The 19,008-nt window shown below is 51.1% G+C and carries 24 protein-coding genes; all 24 read right to left on the bottom strand.

Annotated features, from left to right (window positions below):
- The 24 genes from PAECUDRAFT_RS16510 to PAECUDRAFT_RS16625 all read right to left on the bottom strand — a co-directional run bounded on the left by PAECUDRAFT_RS16510 (position 1) and on the right by PAECUDRAFT_RS16625 (position 18,974).
- Positions 1 to 837 (bottom strand): menaquinone biosynthesis protein, encoded by an 837-nt coding sequence (locus PAECUDRAFT_RS16510; protein ID WP_006039261.1) that lies wholly within the window; start codon positions 835 to 837, stop codon positions 1 to 3.
- Complete coding sequence (locus PAECUDRAFT_RS16515) at positions 830 to 1,468, bottom strand: UbiX family flavin prenyltransferase (protein ID WP_006039262.1); 639 nt, start codon at positions 1,466 to 1,468, stop codon at positions 830 to 832. The genes PAECUDRAFT_RS16510 and PAECUDRAFT_RS16515 overlap by 8 nt, the downstream gene beginning before the upstream one ends.
- Positions 1,462 to 2,337 carry a UbiA-like polyprenyltransferase gene (locus tag PAECUDRAFT_RS16520; protein ID WP_006039263.1) on the bottom strand — a complete coding sequence of 292 codons (876 nt, stop codon included), beginning with the start codon at positions 2,335 to 2,337 and terminating at the stop codon, positions 1,462 to 1,464. The genes PAECUDRAFT_RS16515 and PAECUDRAFT_RS16520 overlap by 7 nt, the downstream gene beginning before the upstream one ends.
- Entirely contained in the window at positions 2,334 to 3,053 is a 720-nt protein-coding gene (locus PAECUDRAFT_RS16525) for a demethylmenaquinone methyltransferase (RefSeq protein WP_006039264.1), read from the bottom strand. The genes PAECUDRAFT_RS16520 and PAECUDRAFT_RS16525 overlap by 4 nt, the downstream gene beginning before the upstream one ends.
- 5 nt (positions 3,054 to 3,058) lie before the next feature.
- Positions 3,059 to 3,937, bottom strand: coding sequence for a heptaprenyl diphosphate synthase component 1 (locus tag PAECUDRAFT_RS16530; protein ID WP_006039265.1), 879 nt, complete (start codon positions 3,935 to 3,937; stop codon positions 3,059 to 3,061).
- A 134-nt stretch (positions 3,938 to 4,071) separates the two neighbouring features.
- Positions 4,072 to 4,701, bottom strand: a complete 630-nt coding sequence (locus tag PAECUDRAFT_RS16535) for a hypothetical protein (RefSeq protein ID WP_006039266.1) — start codon at positions 4,699 to 4,701, stop codon at positions 4,072 to 4,074.
- A gap of 163 nt (positions 4,702 to 4,864) precedes the next feature.
- On the bottom strand, positions 4,865 to 5,086 hold the full coding sequence (gene mtrB / locus PAECUDRAFT_RS16540) for a trp RNA-binding attenuation protein MtrB (protein ID WP_006039267.1): 222 nt from the start codon (positions 5,084 to 5,086) through the stop codon (positions 4,865 to 4,867).
- A 127-nt stretch (positions 5,087 to 5,213) separates the two neighbouring features.
- The gene (locus PAECUDRAFT_RS16545; RefSeq protein WP_006039268.1) at positions 5,214 to 5,489 is read right to left on the bottom strand and encodes an HU family DNA-binding protein; all 276 of its coding nucleotides are present in this window, start codon (positions 5,487 to 5,489) and stop codon (positions 5,214 to 5,216) included.
- Between the two features lie 160 nt (positions 5,490 to 5,649).
- Positions 5,650 to 6,636, bottom strand: a complete 987-nt coding sequence (locus PAECUDRAFT_RS16550) for an ABC transporter permease (RefSeq protein ID WP_006039269.1) — start codon at positions 6,634 to 6,636, stop codon at positions 5,650 to 5,652.
- Positions 6,636 to 8,141, bottom strand: a complete 1,506-nt coding sequence (locus tag PAECUDRAFT_RS16555; RefSeq protein ID WP_006039270.1) for a sugar ABC transporter ATP-binding protein — start codon at positions 8,139 to 8,141, stop codon at positions 6,636 to 6,638. Before PAECUDRAFT_RS16555 ends, PAECUDRAFT_RS16550 begins: the two co-directional genes overlap by 1 nt.
- Before the next feature lie 63 nt (positions 8,142 to 8,204).
- Positions 8,205 to 9,302 carry a sugar ABC transporter substrate-binding protein gene (locus tag PAECUDRAFT_RS16560; RefSeq protein WP_006039271.1) on the bottom strand — a complete coding sequence of 366 codons (1,098 nt, stop codon included), beginning with the start codon at positions 9,300 to 9,302 and terminating at the stop codon, positions 8,205 to 8,207.
- A gap of 250 nt (positions 9,303 to 9,552) precedes the next feature.
- Entirely contained in the window at positions 9,553 to 11,031 is a 1,479-nt protein-coding gene (gene spoIVA / locus PAECUDRAFT_RS16565; protein ID WP_006039272.1) for a stage IV sporulation protein A, read from the bottom strand.
- 277 nt (positions 11,032 to 11,308) lie between these two features.
- Complete coding sequence (locus PAECUDRAFT_RS16570; protein ID WP_040713045.1) at positions 11,309 to 12,040, bottom strand: hypothetical protein; 732 nt, start codon at positions 12,038 to 12,040, stop codon at positions 11,309 to 11,311.
- A 17-nt stretch (positions 12,041 to 12,057) separates the two neighbouring features.
- Positions 12,058 to 12,411 (bottom strand): 2Fe-2S iron-sulfur cluster-binding protein, encoded by a 354-nt coding sequence (locus PAECUDRAFT_RS16575; RefSeq protein ID WP_006039274.1) that lies wholly within the window; start codon positions 12,409 to 12,411, stop codon positions 12,058 to 12,060.
- Positions 12,401 to 13,024 (bottom strand): nucleotidyltransferase family protein, encoded by a 624-nt coding sequence (locus PAECUDRAFT_RS16580; protein WP_006039275.1) that lies wholly within the window; start codon positions 13,022 to 13,024, stop codon positions 12,401 to 12,403. The genes PAECUDRAFT_RS16575 and PAECUDRAFT_RS16580 overlap by 11 nt, the downstream gene beginning before the upstream one ends.
- Before the next feature lie 24 nt (positions 13,025 to 13,048).
- Complete coding sequence (locus tag PAECUDRAFT_RS16585) at positions 13,049 to 13,345, bottom strand: 2Fe-2S iron-sulfur cluster-binding protein (RefSeq protein WP_006039276.1); 297 nt, start codon at positions 13,343 to 13,345, stop codon at positions 13,049 to 13,051.
- Between the two features lie 36 nt (positions 13,346 to 13,381).
- Positions 13,382 to 13,555 carry a DUF2768 family protein gene (locus PAECUDRAFT_RS16590; RefSeq protein WP_324603678.1) on the bottom strand — a complete coding sequence of 58 codons (174 nt, stop codon included), beginning with the start codon at positions 13,553 to 13,555 and terminating at the stop codon, positions 13,382 to 13,384.
- A 154-nt stretch (positions 13,556 to 13,709) separates the two neighbouring features.
- On the bottom strand, positions 13,710 to 13,991 hold the full coding sequence (locus tag PAECUDRAFT_RS16595; protein ID WP_006039278.1) for a stage VI sporulation protein F: 282 nt from the start codon (positions 13,989 to 13,991) through the stop codon (positions 13,710 to 13,712).
- A gap of 80 nt (positions 13,992 to 14,071) precedes the next feature.
- Positions 14,072 to 15,130 carry an NAD(P)H-dependent glycerol-3-phosphate dehydrogenase gene (locus PAECUDRAFT_RS16600; RefSeq protein WP_006039279.1) on the bottom strand — a complete coding sequence of 353 codons (1,059 nt, stop codon included), beginning with the start codon at positions 15,128 to 15,130 and terminating at the stop codon, positions 14,072 to 14,074.
- 9 nt (positions 15,131 to 15,139) lie between these two features.
- The gene (gene plsY / locus PAECUDRAFT_RS16605) at positions 15,140 to 15,742 is read right to left on the bottom strand and encodes a glycerol-3-phosphate 1-O-acyltransferase PlsY (protein WP_006039280.1); all 603 of its coding nucleotides are present in this window, start codon (positions 15,740 to 15,742) and stop codon (positions 15,140 to 15,142) included.
- A gap of 68 nt (positions 15,743 to 15,810) precedes the next feature.
- A complete protein-coding gene (gene der / locus PAECUDRAFT_RS16610; protein ID WP_006039281.1) occupies positions 15,811 to 17,133 on the bottom strand; it encodes a ribosome biogenesis GTPase Der in 1,323 nt (440 codons plus the stop codon).
- A 79-nt stretch (positions 17,134 to 17,212) separates the two neighbouring features.
- Positions 17,213 to 17,398, bottom strand: a complete 186-nt coding sequence (locus tag PAECUDRAFT_RS16615) for a capping complex subunit for YIEGIA (protein WP_006039282.1) — start codon at positions 17,396 to 17,398, stop codon at positions 17,213 to 17,215.
- A gap of 2 nt (positions 17,399 to 17,400) precedes the next feature.
- The gene (locus PAECUDRAFT_RS16620; protein ID WP_006039283.1) at positions 17,401 to 18,318 is read right to left on the bottom strand and encodes a YIEGIA family protein; all 918 of its coding nucleotides are present in this window, start codon (positions 18,316 to 18,318) and stop codon (positions 17,401 to 17,403) included.
- A 2-nt stretch (positions 18,319 to 18,320) separates the two neighbouring features.
- Positions 18,321 to 18,974 (bottom strand): hypothetical protein, encoded by a 654-nt coding sequence (locus tag PAECUDRAFT_RS16625; RefSeq protein WP_006039284.1) that lies wholly within the window; start codon positions 18,972 to 18,974, stop codon positions 18,321 to 18,323.
- Positions 18,975 to 19,008 lie beyond the last annotated feature (34 nt).

Here is a 19,008-nt window from a genome sequence, read left to right on the forward strand (position 1 = left end):
CTATTTGAAAAATTCGAGCTCCGGCTCTCGTTCGAGCAGGCCGAGCTGTGCTGCATATTTCAAGTATAACCGCAGGCCAGCCTGCTGGCGTTCCCCAAAATCATATTTTAGCGTTCGGAAATACATCCGCCAATAATCAGGCTCTCCTCCTAGCTCCTCGCATGCTTGCTGTACGAGCGGCTCCGGATTCAAGAGGCTGTTCCGTTTGCTTGCCATCATGAGTTGATGGACGGCAGCGATTGTGTCATGGCAGTGCTCGGCGGCTTCTTTACGAACGGCAACGACCGCATAGGTCATGCCTAATCCGGTAAAGTCATGCCACATTTTACCCAAGTCGATCACTTGAAGGTCGGTCCCGCGCCACGAAGCGTGTATAGCCGGATCGCCGATTAAAAGTGCGGCGTCAGCGTGCTCAAGCATATTGTCAAGGTTCGGCTCCATGGTCTCATAGGTAGGTTCCCCTTCCAAATGAATGGACATGAGCACCTTCAGCAAATTAACAGAGGTTGCTGACGCATTCGTCACCGCAATGACGCCTTCACGCACCTGATCAAGCGGCTTCTTAAGGAACAATAAAATCGAATGCACACTGCCAATCGAACTAACGGATACGTCAGGCAGCAGCAAATATTGCTCTGCGTGGCGCGCATACGCGAATGAAGATACGGCAGACATCGCCAATTCGCCGTTTAGCAGTCCCTGGTTAAGCTTAGCAGGAATTTTCGCTACGACTCGAGCGCCCAGCTCGGCCATCGCCGTTTCATTCACATAATGGAATAGAGGCCATGCGTTCGCGTAATCGATGCGGCCAACAGCAAGCATGTTATCGTTAGTCATTGGTGTCTCCCCCCCATCGGTTGAAGAGGTTATGGTCTATAGGCATCATGTCGAGCACCTTGCCGACCAGAAAATCTACCAGATCGGCAATGGTTTGCGGTCCATAATAAAAAGCCGGCATCGCCGGTATGAGTTTAACACCCAGCTTAGCCAGCGTGAGCATATTCTCGAGATGAATGGCATGAAGCGGCGTTTCCCGCGGTACAAGAATGAGCTTCCGCCCTTCCTTGATCATTACGTCAGCCGCTCGGGTCATTAGATCGTCGGAAATCCCGTGTGCGAGCGAGGCCAATGTTCCCATCGAGCAAGGCATAACAATCATCCCCTCGACACGGTACGAGCCGCTTGCGATCGATGCTCCGATGTCTGCATTCGGATGAAACGTTAACCGTCCGCCTGCTGCCAGCTCGCCAAACCGTTCTTCAAACACAGATTGTCGACGCGTAACATCCCAGCCTAGCTCTTCCTTTAGCACGCGCCAGCCCGCATCGGTCACGACAACATGAACATAAACGCCGGCTTGCAGCAGCACCTCAATTAGCCGAATGCCATATAAGGAGCCGCTCGCACCGGTTATGCCAACAACCCAGCGTGAAGGTCGAGCAGGCTGATGAAACGAAGAGCCTACCATTGCCAGAATACCAGCAAATCAACGAACGTGAATGCGAATAAGACGACGCTAAGCGTACCGTTCATTGGGAAAAACGCAATTTGGACACGGCTCAAATCGTTCGGGCGAACGAGCCAATGCTGGTAGAACAAAATGATGCATGAAATGATCGTTCCAACGAGATAAGCCCAGCTTAGATCCGTCATGAAAAATAACGTTATAAATCCGATCGCCGTGACAAAATGAAGGGACCGTGCAATCCAAAGCGCCCCGCGAATGCCGAACCGGGCAGGAATCGAATGCAGCTTTTGGCTGCGATCGAATTCGAAGTCTTGCGTTGCATAAATAATATCAAACCCAGCGAGCCATAGCGCGACCGTTCCAAACAGCACCCATGCCGCTGGAGCAAATTGCCCAGTTACCGCAACCCATGCGCCGAGCGGCGACAGGCCGATCGTAAGCCCTAGAACGACGTGGCACAGCCACGTGAACCGTTTTGTATACGAGTATAAGACGAGCATGAATACGGCCAACGGCATCAGCTTTACGCATAATGCATTTAGTTGCGACGAGGCGTAAATCAATACGGCAAAAGAAACAATGATGAAAAATACGACTTCACTAACTTTAAGGAGCCCGGCTGGAATTGCACGCTGCTCCGTCCTCGGGTTAAGCGCATCGATTCCTCGGTCGATCAATCGATTCAATGCCATAGCCGCTGTCCGAGCCCCTACCATCGCAAGCAGGATCCAGCCGATCTCAGCCCATGAAGGCCAACGGCCGTCCGTCGTAATTGCGCCGAGTATGGCGCCCATGAATGCGAATGGCAGCGCGAATACGGTATGCTCGAATTTGATCATTTCTAAGAAGATGCGAATTTTGCGAATCATGCCTCGTCTGTCCCCTTTACGCCGATGTGCAGTGCAGCAATGCCGCCCGTCAACGGAAAGGCCTTAACGTCCTTCAATCCGATTTCCCGATACATATCAGCTAGTTGATCGCGGCCCGGGAATGCTTTGAGCGATTCCGGAAGCCATTTGTATTGCTCATAGCTCTTGGCAACAAGCCTTCCGATTGTCGGAAGAACCCGCTCGAAATAAAAATAATAAATCGACTTAAACGGCTGCCAGGTCGGCTTCGAAAGCTCCAGGCATACGACCTTCCCGCCCGGCTTAACTACCCGCTCCATCTCCTGCAGTACACGCGTGTAATCCGGCACGTTACGCAAACCGAAGCCGATCGTCGCATAATCAAACGAATTGTCTGCGAAAGGCAGCTCCATTGCATTGCCCTGCACCAGCTCAATCTGCTTGTCCAACTGCTGCTTCTGCACTTTCTGCTTGCCTACTTCAAGCATGTTGGAGCTAAAATCGAGTCCTACGATACGGCCGCTGCCGCTCGCTTGCGCGATTGCGATCGTCCAGTCACAGGTGCCGCAGCATAAATCGATGCCCGTATCCCCAGGCTGGACATTCATTTGCTTCATCGTAAATTTGCGCCATGCCTTGTGACGCCGAAAGCTCAGCAAGTCATTCATTAAGTCGTATACAGGCGCGATTTTCTGAAAAACGGATTGTACATGCGTTTCCTTCGATTGAACGTCCATAGTTGTCACCTCATCTCGCTGTGCAAGGCCGGCGCTGACAATGCCTGTACGAAAGTATCTACAATGTCGGATAACTCGTCAACCAAGCTGCTACTGTTAAGCTGCGATATCATCGCCTTCGTGCTTGCCACATGTTCATGAAGCTTGTCCGCCAGCACGCTGCGGATCTTGTATTTCACAAGAAGAGCATCAAGCGCTTGACCGTCAGGCAGCTGATCGCTTACCAAGTCGCCCAGCCAAATGCGCTCGCTTTCCGTACCTGTATGCCAGATATGCCAATACGTCCAGCTGTTCAAAAATAAACCGGGATCGTTGAGACTCTGCCATTCCTTCATGACCGTTTCGCATTGTGAAAAAGCGGAAAGCAGACCGTTCCATTGCGGAGACAGCTCTTCCTCAAGCAATGCCGCGAAAGCCCGGAACAATTCCGAGCTGATGAGAATCCGGTATTCCAAGTACTCGTGTGCCGTGAGCCTAGCCTTGTTCATGTCTCCATAAAAATCCATCTTGATGCGATTCACTTCGCATACGGCTTCGCTTAACGCTCGAATCATCTGAACTTGCCCGGCCTGCGCTAATAAAAAATAAAACCGGCTGCTAAAATAATCGCCGCCCAGCACCTTGATTTGTCGAGAACGCATCTCCGTTTCGGATTGGTGCCCCGTATGCGTATCAATCAAGTCGTGCGTATCGAGCCCCATCTGTACGAGGGACACGACGGAAGCATACAAATCCTGATTCGCGGGCGATATGCCGCTAGCCTTCATGCACGCGACGAGTAGGCGAATCCGTGAATCCGGAAACGCCGGCAGCTCGGTATACGTTTGAATCATGTCATGCCCGGTGTATTTGTGAATCAATTGAGGAATGCGGTTATGTGTCATCGGGAAAGCCTCCGAACAGGCAGCAGTCGAGCATTGCTGTCCAATTATCTAAACTATTATAGCACAAACAGGCGTGATCGCCTACGCATGCGCTTTATGTTCACGATATTGCTACAAGGAGACTAACACGAGCCTTACTCTTCATCCGGCGTACTGATGTGGTCCTGCCCTGCCTTGAATGCAGCATTTCGCTTCATTTCCCACAGCGGAGTAAACGACAATCGAAGCCGGCTTTTCCAAAGCCCATCCGATTCAGCGTTCGACATGCCTTGCCACCTGCTTTGCTCCTCAGTGATCCAACGGTCGGTACGCCGAACATCCGCAGCCATTAACAATCGATAAGTCGCTGTGCTCGATGGGCTTGCATACAGTCCCGCCTCCGCATTGGCTTGAGGCGATTCGCCAAATCGAATGAGCACGCGGCTCACGTTCTCGGCCTGCAAAAACGACATCCGCACAACCGACTCAACATCACGCATCAATTGAATGACTGTCGGATCGTCGAGCGAGCGGTCTGAAGCCAGTACAAAATCAAGCGAAAGCGTAGGCGCTGTCCAGCTTGCACGCTTCAGCTTCGTTTCGAGTGGCGTGGCAATGACGAAATCGACGAGATTGCCGTTGGATAAACGTTTGCTCCCCTCGGATGATGCAATTGAAATATGCCGCATCACAGGCGAAGCATCTCTTGGATGGACCGTAATCAGCAACACCGTAATGGCGGTCGTCATTAGTCCAGCGGCAAGCAGTGACAAACCGATTCGCATAGAGGCTCCCCGCTTTCAAGCAGCCAATGCTTAGCGCTTCGCTGCTAGTATTCGTTCTCCTCTTATTGTACGACTCGGATCAGCTTGTCATTCCACTGCTGCAATTGAACATAAAAAAAGCAGGCAATGCCTGCGTCCTTTGTTCTGTGATTTAAATGGCTGCCTAAGCATCCGTATCGACTGTGCCGTACTTCGTCATAATCGTTGCTTTGCCGCGAATCTTGATCGCTGACGTATGGTCGGTGAATTGCGCAATCAGCACTTCTCCGCGGTCCAGCTTTTCCGTATGATGGAATTTTGTATCCAGTCCTCTTGTTAGGCCAATTACCACGACGCCTTGATCCTTCGCCTTCACAACGATATATTCCCCTTGGTTTTGTTCCATGCTACATGCCTCCTCGCTCCGGGAATGGTTATTTATAAATAAATGTCAATATGTATGCCCTGTAAATGCTAACAATGAGAAACGTCCGAATGAATGCCATCCGGACGTTAGCGGCCATAAGCCGATATTAATTGGAGCAAAGGTCTTTAAGCGACTTGCCCGGTTTGAAAGCAGGCATTTTGCTTGCAGCGATTTCGATTTCTTCGCCTGTTTGCGGGTTGCGGCCTTTACGTGCTTGGCGCTCGCGCACTTCGAAGTTCCCAAATCCTACCAACTGGACTTTATCGCCAGTCTGAAGGGCATCAGAGATCGCATCAAAAACGGCGTCAACTGCTTTCGTCGCATCTTTCTTCGACAATTCCGTCAGCTCGGCCACTTTTGCAATAAGTTCCGTTTTGTTCAATGGTTTCACCTCCCCTGATGACAGCGTGAGTCGGTTCATTATCATCTGTTTTGCCGATTGTTTCAAAAATATACCTGTCTAAGCGAACAAACTTATAGTAATACAGCCGTTTCGTAATTACAAGTCCGCGTTCGATTTTCAGCAATTTGCAGGTTGGCCGCTATGCGCGGCGCCTTGTGAGATGAATGAACGTCACAGCTAATGCCAAAATGAGCACTGCGCCTTTTATGATATCATTCGTGTAGTATGGAATATGCATCATCGTCATCCCGTTCAACAGCACGCCGATCAGCACTGCTCCAAAGAACGTGCCGATTACGTTAGGCCGGCCAGCGCCGAGCACCGAATAGCCGACGAAGACGGACGCGACCGCTTCCATCAGCATGGGCGCCCCTGCATCGATCTGCCCCGTGCCTGTGCGAGCAGCGAATAGAATGCCGCCGATCGCAGCGAAAACGCCTGAGATGACGTAAGCGGCCGTACGAATCCTCTTCACGCGTACGCCTGAAAGCCTTGCTGCTTCCTCGTTGCCGCCCGTCATTTGCATCTGGCGCCCGTAGCGCGTGTACTTGAAGAACAGGTGAACGAGTACAACCGCGATGACCATCAGAATAACAGGCACAGGAATGCCCAACAGCTTGCCTTGGCCGATCCACAGGAAGGAGTCGGTAAACTTGCCTGGCGCAGTTGTCCCGTCCTCCATCGCCATGTTGTTGTAGATCGAATACCCTTTGGTATAGGTCCGCTGCACACCCGAGATAATATACATAACCGCCAGCGTCGCAAGCAAATCAGGAATCCGCACGCGCACGATGAGAAGTGCATTTAACAGCCCGATAAGCGCACCGATCAGAATCGGAACAACGATCACGACAATGAGCGGCATTTCATACCAAACCATGATGGTCGCAGCGGTAACTGTCGTCAATGACACCGTTGAACCGACCGACAAATCAAAACCGTCAACCGTTAACGAGAACGTGACGCCGATTGCGACGAACGTGACGATGGAGATCGAGCGTAAAATATCGCTTAAGTTCGCATACGTGAAAAAGTGCTCGTCCCAAAGCGAGAAAAACAAAATAACGATTCCGATAACGAGAAGCGCCCCATATTTGAAAATAAAGTTCAGCGTACGTTCTTTCACTAGTTGTCTCCCCTTCCGCCGCTCGCATAAAGCAGCAGATCTTCCTGCGCAGCTTCCCCACGCGCAAATTGTTTCACAATTGCTCCATCGCACATCACAAGGATGCGATCGGCTATCCCTATTGCTTCAGAAAATTCGCATGTTAAGTAAAGAATCGTTTTTCCTTGCTGGGCGAGCTCGCCGATAATGCCGAAGATGTCGCTCTTTGCCCCTACATCAACGCCTTTGGTCGGCTCGTCAAACAAGTAGACGTCAGCACCGGTTGGCAGCCACTTGCCGATCGACACCTTCTGCTGATTGCCCCCGCTGAGATGCGCGACCTGCTCCGTTCTTGACGATGTTTTGATCCCTAATCGCTTGATTATCGACTCTGCTTCATCCGTTTCTCTCGTCCCGGATACAAATCCCAACCGTGATAGCGACTTGAGGAAGGGAAGACTTAAGTTGCGCATCACGCTTTCGCCGACGAGCACCCCTTGCTTACGCCGTTCCTCTGGAACGAGCGCAATACCGGCAGCAATAGCCAGAGCGGGGTCGCCTTGCTGCACCTCGCGGCCCCTCACGCTGACCGAGCCCGCGTTACGAGAATCTGCGCCAAACAGCACTCTAGAGAGCTCCGTCTTGCCTGCGCCAACGAGCCCGACAATCGCCACGATTTCGCCGCTTCTTGCTTCAAAGCTGACATTTCGTACGCGATTCCCTAGTTGTAACCCATTCACTTGCAGCACGACATCGCCAATTCTCGCATCCACCTTTGGAAACTCTTCCTCAAGCGAACGCCCGAGCATCGCGGTAACAACTTCCTCTGGCGATGATGCTGACGCCTCAGTCGTCAACACCTTTTCGCCATCTCGCATGACTGTAATTCGATCACAAAGCCGGAACACCTCCGGCAAACGATGCGAGATGAAAATGATGCCGATGCCGTCTTTTTTCAAACCTGCAATAACGCGGAACAATCGCTCTGCCTCTTCCAAACTGAGGGGCGCTGTCGGCTCATCGAATATAACATATTTCGCTTGCTCAGTTAGTAGCCTCGCAATGACGACAAGCTGCTTCTCGGCTAGCGTCAACTCGCCAGCTAGCTTGCGGACGGGAATCGAAGCGCCTAGACGGTCTAGCATTGCAGCTGCTTCTCTCGCCATCCCCTTCCAATCTACTAATCGATAGCCACCGCCAGCTGCGGCAAGCCGATCCAGCATAATATTTTCTGCGACGGTAAGATGCGGAACGATCACCGTGTCCACCTCTTGGTAAACGCAATGTATGCCTTGCGCCTTGGCGTCGGAAGGCGTGCGAATCGACGCTGTTTGGCCATCTATCGCAATCGTGCCGCCGTCGCTTATGTACGCGCCGGATAAGATTTTCATTAGCGTACTTTTGCCAGCGCCATTGGCGCCTAGCAAAGCGTGCACTTCGCCGCTCCTGACGTCGAAGTCGACTCCCCTCAATGCAGCAACGCCCGAAAATGACTTAGCGATACCGCTCATTACGAGTTGCTTCATACGCTCACGCTTCCTCTCATTCGCGGAAAAACCGGCCGCTTGCCGCGGCCGGCTTACATCCGATTATTTCGCTTGTTCGAGCTCTTTCATCCAATCGGCGTAGCCTTGCGTTCTGCCGCTCCAGCCTTTGATATATTCGTTCAATTGCGTCGTATTAATAGCTTCTTTAGGCAGTTCATCACGTTTCACGAGTACGGCGTCTAGTACGACCGAATCGTCTGTTTTATCGCCGTGAAGCTTCTGATAGAGGTAACGAACTTGCACGCGGCCAATATCCTTCGGATCAACAGCTGCGGATGCAACCCATGGGCTCTTCGGATCCTGAATAAGCTGGAGGTCCTCGTCGCTCATATCGATGCCGTACACTTTAATTTCGTCGCGGCCGGCTTGCTGAATCGCACGAGTAGCGCCTTTAGCAAATTCGTCCCAAGCTGTCCACACTGCCGTAATGTCGCCTTTGTTCGGATATTGCTTCAGAATCGCTTCCATTTGCGTTTGTGCGTCAAGCGCCGGATTGTTCGCCGTACCGAAGGCTGCGATTTCCTTAATGCCCGGGTTGCTGTCGAGGAATGCTTTGTAAGCAACCTGGCGGCGCTCCATCGGCGCGAAGCCTGCTACCCAAATTTTAACGATATTGCCTTTGCCGCCGGCGTCTTGCCCAAGCAGCTCGAGCGTTTTGCTCGCCATCATCTGGTCGTCTTGCGACAGGACCGTTACGCCCGGCACTTTCAGGTCAGCGTCAAATGCTACGACCGGAATGTTTTTCTCCAACGCGCGTTTCACGCCCGCTTCCAGCGCTGCTGCTTGTCCATGGTCGATCAGGATGCCGTCGAAGCCTTGGTTGATGGCTGCATCGAGGTTGCCCGACATTTTAGCCAAATCATTGTCAGAAGCAAACACCTGCACCTTGCCGCCGAACTTCGTAACCTGCTCCTTCACGCCTTCGATATATTGTGCCGAGAATGTTCCCGTATTGAATTGCATAATAAGTGCAATTTTCTTATCCTTCAATGCCGCAGTTTCGCTGCTGCCCGATGCGGTTTGCTCTGTACCTGTCGCTTCCTCTTTCGCGTCCTCTTTCGTTTTGCTGCCGCATGCTGCCGTGATGAGCAAGATAGCTGCAATCAAAATGAACAATGACGATTTTCCCCACTTCTTCATTTGCTTGTCCCCCTCAGTTTACGCTTCGATGTAAATGATCATAACTCTTTTATCCTAGTATGTCAATCGGAATTAATAGTTTTAATGTCGAAATTAATCGATTCTATATATTGACAGTGTCGAATAATGTCGCATTTGTGCTCACAAAGATGAATTATACGAGCACTCGCCCGCTTGCGCAACCGGTAGAAACAAAAAAACATCTCCTTCGGCCGGCCGGCAGCCGAGAGGAGACGTTTTATGGTTATATTTACAAAATGATAGCGATTAAGCCGCCTGAGCCTTCATTAATAATTCGACCAAGCGTTTCCTGCAGCTTATAACGCGCATTGTCTGGCATCATCGCGATCTTGCCTTGGATGCCTTCGCGTACGATGGAATGCAGCGATCGGCCGAAAATATCCGACTCCCAGATTTTGATTGGATCGTTCTCGAAGTCTTGCATCAGATAGCGTACGAGCTCCTCGCTCTGCTTCTCTGTGCCGATAATCGGCGCAAATTCCGATTCCACGTCTACGCGAATCATGTGAATCGACGGCGCAGTCGCCTTCAGTCTTACGCCGAACCGCGATCCTTGACGGATCAATTCAGGCTCGTCGAGCGCCATCTCCGCCAGCGAAGGGGCGGCGATGCCATAGCCTGTCGTCTTCACCATCTCAAGCGCTTCGGCGAAGCGATCATATTCTCGCTTGGCATGCGTGAATTCCTGCATGAGCTGAAGCAGATGATCCTTGCCCCTGATCTCGACGCCAACGACTTCCATCAGGATTTGATCATACAGCTCATCTGGCGCATACAGATCAATTTCAGCGACGCCTTGCCCCATATTCATCCCGCTCAGGCCGGCGCGCGCAATGAAATCATAATCCATAAACTGCGCCACTACCCGATCAACATCGCGGAGACGACGAATATCCTTCACCGTGTCACGAACCGAGTTTTCATAGTTCGCGCGCAGCCAATGGTTGTCGCTCAGCACCATTACCCAGCTTGGGAGGTTCACGTTCACTTCATGAACCGGGAACTCGTAGAGCACTTCACGCAGTACGGAGACGACTTCTTCTTCACCCATCGTAGCCGCACTGAGCGCCATTACAGGAATATCATACTTGGACTGCAGCTCGCTGCGGAGCTGCTGGGTTTCATCGCTGCGAGGACGCGTAGAATTGATCACAAGCACGAATGGCTTGCCGACCTCTTTGAGCTCGCCAATTACGCGCTCTTCTGCTTCGATGTATGAGTTACGCGGAATTTCAGCGATGCTGCCGTCCGTCGTAACGACCACGCCCAATGTGGAATGCTCTTGAATGACCTTGCGAGTGCCGATCTCCGCAGCTTCCTGGAACGGAATCGGCTCCTCGAACCATGGCGTAGTAATCATTCGAGGACCGTTTTCGTCCTCATAGCCTTTTGCCCCCTGAACCGCATACCCGACACAATCTACGAGACGAACGTTAACCTCAAGTCCTTCCGCCACTCTCAGCTTCACTGCCTGATTCGGGACGAATTTTGGCTCCGTCGTCATAATGGTCTTGCCTGCTGCGCTTTGTGGAAGCTCATCGATTGCCCGGACACGGTCGGCATCATTCGTTATATTGGGAAGCACGACCGTCTCCATGAATCGTTTAATGAAAGTCGATTTACCGGTACGAACAGCGCCGACGACACCGAGATAAATGTCTCCGCCAGTTCGTTCAGCAATGTCTTTAAAAATGTCCACTTTTTCCACTCAATATCCCTCCCAATTGAAATTCCGGTTCGCCGCCATCTCCACCGGTCAAGAGGGGCAGGCTAGCGACTCTACTCGTACAACGTTTTGGACTAGTAACATCTTATTGCGATACGAGGACAAATATGACGATTCATTCGTAACATTTCTACCTCCTATCAATTCGCTCCCGGCCTTCCAAGAATGAGTTATATGCCGATATTTACAAAAAAAGAACCCTATCGCCCACCAACAGCCGCAGCATTGGTGAAGCAATAAGGCTCTGATTATCGTTATCTTACTGTTCGTTACTCCAAGGCTGAGCCTGAGGCTCGCCATTCACCCACTTGTAGACAGGTGATTTGACCGGTACTAGATCCGAAGACGCTACAAGCAGCTCACGCAAATCGCTGTCCGCTTTAGGCGTCTGACCAGACTTCTGAACCGATTGCGCAATATCCAAGCCGTAATCCAAGTATACAAGCCCTCTCTCGTCAATCATCGGGGAAAGCGCGCGCCCCGAATAGATCGAGATGATCTTAGGCTCAGTTACGCCTAACCGCTTAAAGTCGATGCGGTAGTAGCCAGGATACGCCTGATCCTTATTCAGCGAAATCATCTTCGCATCGCTGGCATAGTAGGTGTCGACTTGCCGCTGCAAATCCATAACCTGCTGGAACACCGCGATATCCATGAGCTTGATATCTCTAGTTGTTTCCTCGTTAATGATCAAATAATAATATTGCCCGCCGCCTTCGAACGAGGATGCCGGCATATCTGATATGTAGCGCTTACTCTTCAGCTTATCGAAATCCAAACGGTATTTCTCATATTTCGGCGTACTGACGTCTGCCGTTACAATCGGCAGAATGCCCGTATCCTTGAAATATTGATTAACGACCGTCTGCGTGTTCAATATGGCATCTCTAGCAGGCATCTGGTTTTCAACCAGTCGATCCTTCGGATACATGCATCCGGCAACGGATGACATGATGAATAGCAGCATAATTGCTGTAACAATGCGTCGCATAGGTGTAGCCTTCCCTTCTACCATAGTCGATCCTCTTCCTCCCGCTGGCGCTCCAGCTGCCTGCGTACCGCTGCGCGTAAAGGGTCCTCCGGCAGCTCGACTGCCGCTGGCCCGGATATTCGAGTTTGGCAAGCAAGCCGGTAGCCTTGTTCGTGCATTCCCCCGAGCTTTCTTCGCTCTTGGTCGCTAACCGCCGTCAAGCCCGATCCATTTATGTCCCTAACCTTGCACATCATACAAGCCGCCTTGCCATCACAGCGCGTTGGCAAATGCACGCCTGCACGCCGTATCGCATCCAATAGCTTCGCGCCTTTCCTTACCTTCACACGCTTGCCGCTAGGCTGTAAAAGCAGCTCCGATTCACCGCTCATCGCGCAGTTCATCTCCTATTCCTCGCAGCTTACGCAGCCACGGGGCGATCAATTGTTCATCAAGCTCATTGCGGGAAGAGAGCTCAATGAGCTGATCAGCCAGCTCGCCAGCTCCCTTGCTTTCTATTGCTGCTTGCACAATTATATCAGCGCGATCGATACGGTCGCGAAGAACGTTAAACAATAGCTCATGCGATAAAGGGACGACATACAGCTTCCGCCCATTACACTGCACTTCCAGACTGTGACCGAGCAGCCAATCGTCAACCTCCAGCGCATATCTGCAGCCATGCGCACGCACAATGAAGCCCCCTACGACCTCGACAGGCGCTCCCTCGATCACATAATGGCTGAGCAGCGATTGAAAGCGTTCCGTCTCGCTCCAGTGCTGCGAATCGACGCTGTAGCGCTCAAGTCGCTTATGAAGCAGCACCGCGCTATCCAAATCCGCATAGATATCCAGGTCACGAGGCGCACGCCCAATCCCAATGCCGCGAAGCGCAAGTCCCGTACTACCCCCGATGACCCAACGCGCACCGCTGTCATGCACAGCATCGGCAATAACGCCCATTACAAACTCCAGCCGCTCCAACTGCTCCAGTTGTACCATCATGCACGTCCTTTCGAGGGCGGAGTTCTAAAAATATGGCTTATTGATCGCTACAATTCGACCATCCATCGATTTCACCGTTGCTTGGCAGCCAAGCCTGTAGCCTTGATCGAATTCTTCCGGTTCAAGACGGTCCCATTCTGAATCCGTAATTTCGCCCAGAAGATCGCCGCCTTCCTCAATGAGGCAGCGGCAGCGTGCGCAAGTGCCGCGCGAGCATGAGAACTGCCAATCAACGTCAGCTTTAAGTGCCAGATCAAGCAGCGTAAATCCTTCTATTGGCTCGATTGCTGCCGTTTTAGTTCTCCCTTTCAGCTCAAGCATGAATATCTTCCCTCCACCTCTCAGTAGTCAAACCCCTTATGTAAACACAGTGAAAGCGCCATAAATAAATCCGAAGACTAACAAAATGAATGCAATAATCGATAGCAGCAGCCTTACTACGCCTTTCGTCTTATACCTCGCAAAGGATATTAAAAAAGCAGCAAATGCCATTAGTCCGATTCCTACAAAAGAAATCCACATCTTTGTCATGGGATCCAAGCCTGTTCACGCCCCCGTCCGTCATCCAACTTAGATTGTCCAGCTGTTCAATAAAAAAGAAACGGCGAACCGTCATGGACGGCGCCGTTTCGTCTTCCCCGTTTTGGTGAAAGTCATACACGAACGGTGTTTCGGCGCTATGCCGTCACTTTTTCATCATTAATTTCATAATGGTTTCCATGTTAGACATATTCATGCCGCTCGCTTTAACCGCTTTAACGATGTCCGAGATCGTCTGATCCGACACCGGAACCTTAGCCATTGCTGAAACCTGCTTAATCAGCTTCTTAAGCTCCGCTTCGCTCTGCATCGTCTCTGCTGTTACGCCGCTAGCGAGCTTTTTCACTTCGGATTCCGATATCGCCTTGCCCGTTTTTTTGTTGACGGCACTCAGTACGTCTTTAGACAGGTTTTTCTTGTCTGCCATCTTCGCCGCCTCCTCCCTATGCGCAGCAACTCCGATTCCTTAAGCGAAATCGTACGCTGCTAGCATCATATGAGAGGCGTTTAGCTTTGGTGTAGGCCCCAGTCCTGAGCGACTTGCTCGCTCTCATGCGTCCGTCCGCGCCCCATAAGCAATCCGACCGCAGTCTTTGGCGCGCATCCCTCGAACAGCACTTGATAAAGCTGCTCAGCGATTGGCATCTCCACCTCGTAGCGTTCTGCGAGCTTGCGAGCAGCCATCGTCGTTCGTACGCCTTCGACGACCATCCCCATCCGCGAGAGCACCTCTTCGAGCTCCAGCCCTTCGGCCAGCATTGAGCCTGCTCGCCAGTTCCGACTATGCTTGCTTGTGCTCGTTACAACAAGGTCACCCACGCCAGCAAGTCCTGCGAACGTCAGCGTATTGGCCCCCATCGCCGTTCCAAGCCGGCTTATTTCAGCGAGACCGCGCGTCAATAAAGCTGCTTTCGCATTGTCGCCGAAGCCGAGCCCATCCGATAATCCGGCGCCTAATGCAATAATATTTTTAATCGCGCCAGCTACCTCCACCCCAATGACGTCCGGGTTGGTATAAACTCTGAAGTAAGCGTTTATAAAAGCATCTTGCGCCTGCTCTGCACAGGATTGATCCACTGATGCCACGACAACGGTCGTCGGCTGACGCCGCGCAACCTCTTCTGCATGGCTCGGGCCGGACAGCACGACCATTGAATCTTCCGATCTGCCTAATTCCTCCGACAATACTGTTGTCATTCGATTCAATGTCTCTGACTCAAATCCTTTAGTTGCATGAACGACAAGTGCATTTGCCGGCAGTGATGGAGCAGCCTGCTTAGCCACCTCACGCATCGCCGAAGATGGGGAAGTAAATAATACGAGCTCTGCGCCATCAAGCGCGTCACTCATCACAGCTGTTGCTTTCAACGAGCTTGGAAGCGGGCAATCTGGCAAGTAGCGACTGTTCGTATGTGTCGTATTCATTTCTTCTGCCTGCAGCGCATTCCTCGTCCAGATGGAGACATCAAACCCATTATCGCATAGCACTGCGGCCAGCGCCGTCCCCCAGCTTCCTGCAACAAGCACTGCTGCTTTACGTCCATTCGTTCGGATTTCATTCATCATTAGATTCGTCTACCCTTTCTTCGCGCCCAGCTTGTTTTCTTTACCTTGTACAAGCTTCACCAAATTCGACCGGTGCCGTACGAATGCGAAGACGCAAATCAACAAGCTAGCCCACAATAGCGGTCCCGCTCCTGTCATAAAACCAACGCCGACTGGAACAAGCGCTGCAAAAAACAGCGAGCCAACGGAAACATAACGCGTAATTGCGATGATCGCGATTGCGACAAGACCTGCGATGAGGGCAGGTATGAAGGCAAGCGTCATAATTGCGCCAACTGTCGTAGCGATTCCTTTGCCGCCTTTAAATCGGAACCAAATCGGCCAATTATGGCCTACGATAGCGGCCAAGCCGCATAGTACCGGCGTCCAAGACTCATATTCACCGTTAAGCGCATAGCCAACTCCTACAGCTGCAACCCCTTTGAGAATATCGAGAATGAATACCGCGATGCCCGGCCCTTTTCCAAGTACGCGCAGCGTATTCGTCGCCCCCGCATTGCCGCTGCCATGCTGCCTAATGTCGATGCCCTTCACTAAACGTGCAATGACGATGCTAAAAGATACAGATCCTAACAAATAACTAATGACAACCGCGATGACTGCGTTTAACAATGTCGTTCTCCCCTACATGCCTAGTCCATCTGACTAGTCGTTATTGTGCAATCCGCCCCAATCGCCGCTTAATCCGAATCGGATTTACGGCGTGTGAACAGGCGAACCGGCGTCCCCTCAAAGTTAAAAGCAGCCCGTATTTTATTTTCTAAGTACCGCTCATACGAGAAATGCATAATCTCCGGATCATTAACGAAAATAACGATCGTAGGCGGTTTCGTCGCCACCTGCGTCGCATAGTTAATCCGAAGCCGCTTGCCTTTATCCGTTGGCGGCGGATTAATTGCAACTGCATCCGAGATAACATCATTCAATACGTGGGTTTGAATGCGCAGCGCATGCTGCTCAGATACATGGTTAACAATCGGTAGCAGCTTGTGCAAGCGTTGCTTCGTTTTCGCGGAAAGGAAAGCAATCGGCGCATAGTGCATGAACAAGAAGTGATCGCGAACGTCCTGCGTGAAATGACTCATCGTCTTCTCGTCCCGTTCGACAGCATCCCACTTATTGACCACAAAAATAGAAGCTTTGCCTGCTTCATGCGCGTATCCCGCGATATGCTTGTCTTGCTCGATGATTCCTTCTTCTCCGTTTATGAGAATCAGAACAACATCCGCACGCTCAATCGCTTTCAAGGAGCGCATAACGCTGTACTTCTCCGTTGTTTCGTAAACTTTGCCGCGTTTGCGCATACCGGCTGTATCAATCAGCACGTAACGCTGGCCATCCTTCTCGAACGGCGTATCAATCGCGTCGCGCGTCGTGCCAGCCACGTCGCTTACGATTACGCGTTCTTCGCCCAAAATCGCATTGACAAGCGACGATTTGCCAACATTCGGTCGGCCGATCAACGCAACGCGAATAACATCCTCGTCATACTCTTCATCCACTTGCTCGGGTAATTTCTCTACAGCAGCATCCAGCAGATCGCCGATGCCCGTCCCGTGCGATCCCGAAATCGCTACAGGCGTTCCGAAGCCTAATCCATAAAATTCGTACACATCATCCATACGGTTAAAGTTATCCACTTTATTGACCGCGACGACGATTGGTTTGCGCGAACGGAAGAGCATTTGGGCTACTTCATCATCCGCATGGGTCATTCCGGCTTTTGCATCTACCATGAATATAATAACGTCCGCTTCTTCAACAGCAAGCTCAGCTTGCATTCGGACCGATTTCATGATCTCGTCTTCGCCATCGATTTCAATACCACCAGTATCGACGATGCTAAACGCTCTGCCATTCCATTCACCTGTGCCATAGATCCGGTCGCGGGTTACGCCCGGCTTATCTTCAACAATGGCCAGCCGATCACCGATGACCCGATTAAAGATGGTGGACTTCCCTACATTCGGCCGTCCGACAATTGCTATAACGGGTCTTGCCATAAGATTCCACTCCTTCGAAAATACTCACGATAACCATCATAGCAAAAAAAAATCAGCTTGGCTAACATTTCATATCCCGCTATGTATGATGATCAACCAGAACAAAGCTGCCGTTCTTTAAATCATGTGCATTTGCATCTAAAATTTTTTCGAGCAAAAAAGCCGTCCTCTGAAGGTTATCCGCATTCGCCTCAATAAAAACCGGAGCTCCCCCACTCATCACGGATGCTCCTTCTGTTGACACGATTGCCACGATGCGCGCCATTATTAACTCCCCCCTTTATTCACCGAAGCTTCTGTCGGCATTCGTACCGCAGATTCCAGGATCGGGACACGCCTAACGACTTCCGCCGCTTTCCCTGCATCCTTCTCCTGCGGAAGCATGAATACACCAAGCCTTCCGTCGCGCATGTCCAGCTTGGCCATCGGAACCAGTGACGGTTCGCCGCTATCGCGGAAAACGCCGAGTATCGTCGATAGATCGTACAATATCGCTTGCCTCTGACCAAGATTCGACAGCGTCGCTTTCCCATTCGGATTAAACGGCTTGACGATGACCCCTAAACCTCGCTCAGCGATCAGCTCTTGATCCGCTTTCAGTCCTACGTTCATAATATAAATGTCGCCCACGTAAAGATCCGGGCCTTCGATTCGCAGCGGCGCAGATTCCACTTCCGCAATATGCGAGATCGATTTGCCTGACTTCAAAAACTGAACAACAAAGATTAAAACGGCTCCTGCAAGACTACCGATCCAGATGTTAAATGCAATCGAAAAAAGGCTCGTCAGCAGCGATGTAAATATAACAAGGTAGTTGCGCCCCTCAAAAACCATTGCAATTCCTTCAATATAGGTTGTTCCCCGAGAAACCAGCTCCATGCTATCGATATTCGTCAGCGTATCTCTCTCCATTTTTCTAACATCTCGAAACTGCTGAGCCGCAAGCGTCAAGAAGGTGATGGCCGTATAATCCTTCTTATATAATGCTGGAATGGCAACAGCTCCTAATGCAGCAGCGATGATGCCAAGCGAAACATGTATAATTCTGCCGTGAGGATAGGTGGGATACTGTCGATAATCGGTTCGCATCATAAGAAGCCTCGCAGCTAATCCAAATAGGACGCCTATCGATACGCCAAGCATATATTTATGATTGCTTGTGTACGTTTCTAACCAATGGACCATCGTTATACGCCTCCTTCTCCCTCTCCTGCAGCTCGAGTAAACCATTTGGCAGTTACAGCTTTTGTGCCGCGAGCGATCAATACAACAATCCGAGCCGTAAACCATGCTAATAAGTAACTGTCCCACCAAGCGAGCGAGCCAATCGTTATTGGCTTCACTGATGAAGCTGGCAGCAGGCTGCCCACAAGCATCGGTTCCGCAATGGAAGCCAGCGTGACGACGCCAAATAACAAGGATGCACGGCTCAGCGCACTAAGCGAAGCTGTCAGTCCGATCAATATCGCTGCGTCTGCAGTCGCATCCATCACGATAAGTACAGGGTCATTCGTATAAAGCATACGAAGCCAGCCCCCCATTATCCCAGCCAACAAAGCAGCAAAAAACAAATAAAAACGCTGCAACGAGCCTTCCACAGGCCGTAATGCAAGGATTGCGATTGACCATACGCCTAACCAACAAACCGTGAGGCTAATTCCTCCTAGATTTTCGTTCAAAAAATCAAACGGGACAACGATATTGGACAAGAGTATACAGCCAGCTGCCAAAATCGCAATATGCCGCGGCCGCACATCATCCGCCAACCATTTCCACCAGCCAGTAAACAATAAAATGGCCATTATGGTAAGGAGCCAATAAGAAATATACCCTGGATTCATAACAGCTACGTTCACCTCGCTTGCCTGTATTATG

The organism is Paenibacillus curdlanolyticus YK9 (assembly GCF_000179615.1).
Lineage (GTDB): Bacteria > Bacillota > Bacilli > Paenibacillales > Paenibacillaceae > Paenibacillus_T > Paenibacillus_T curdlanolyticus.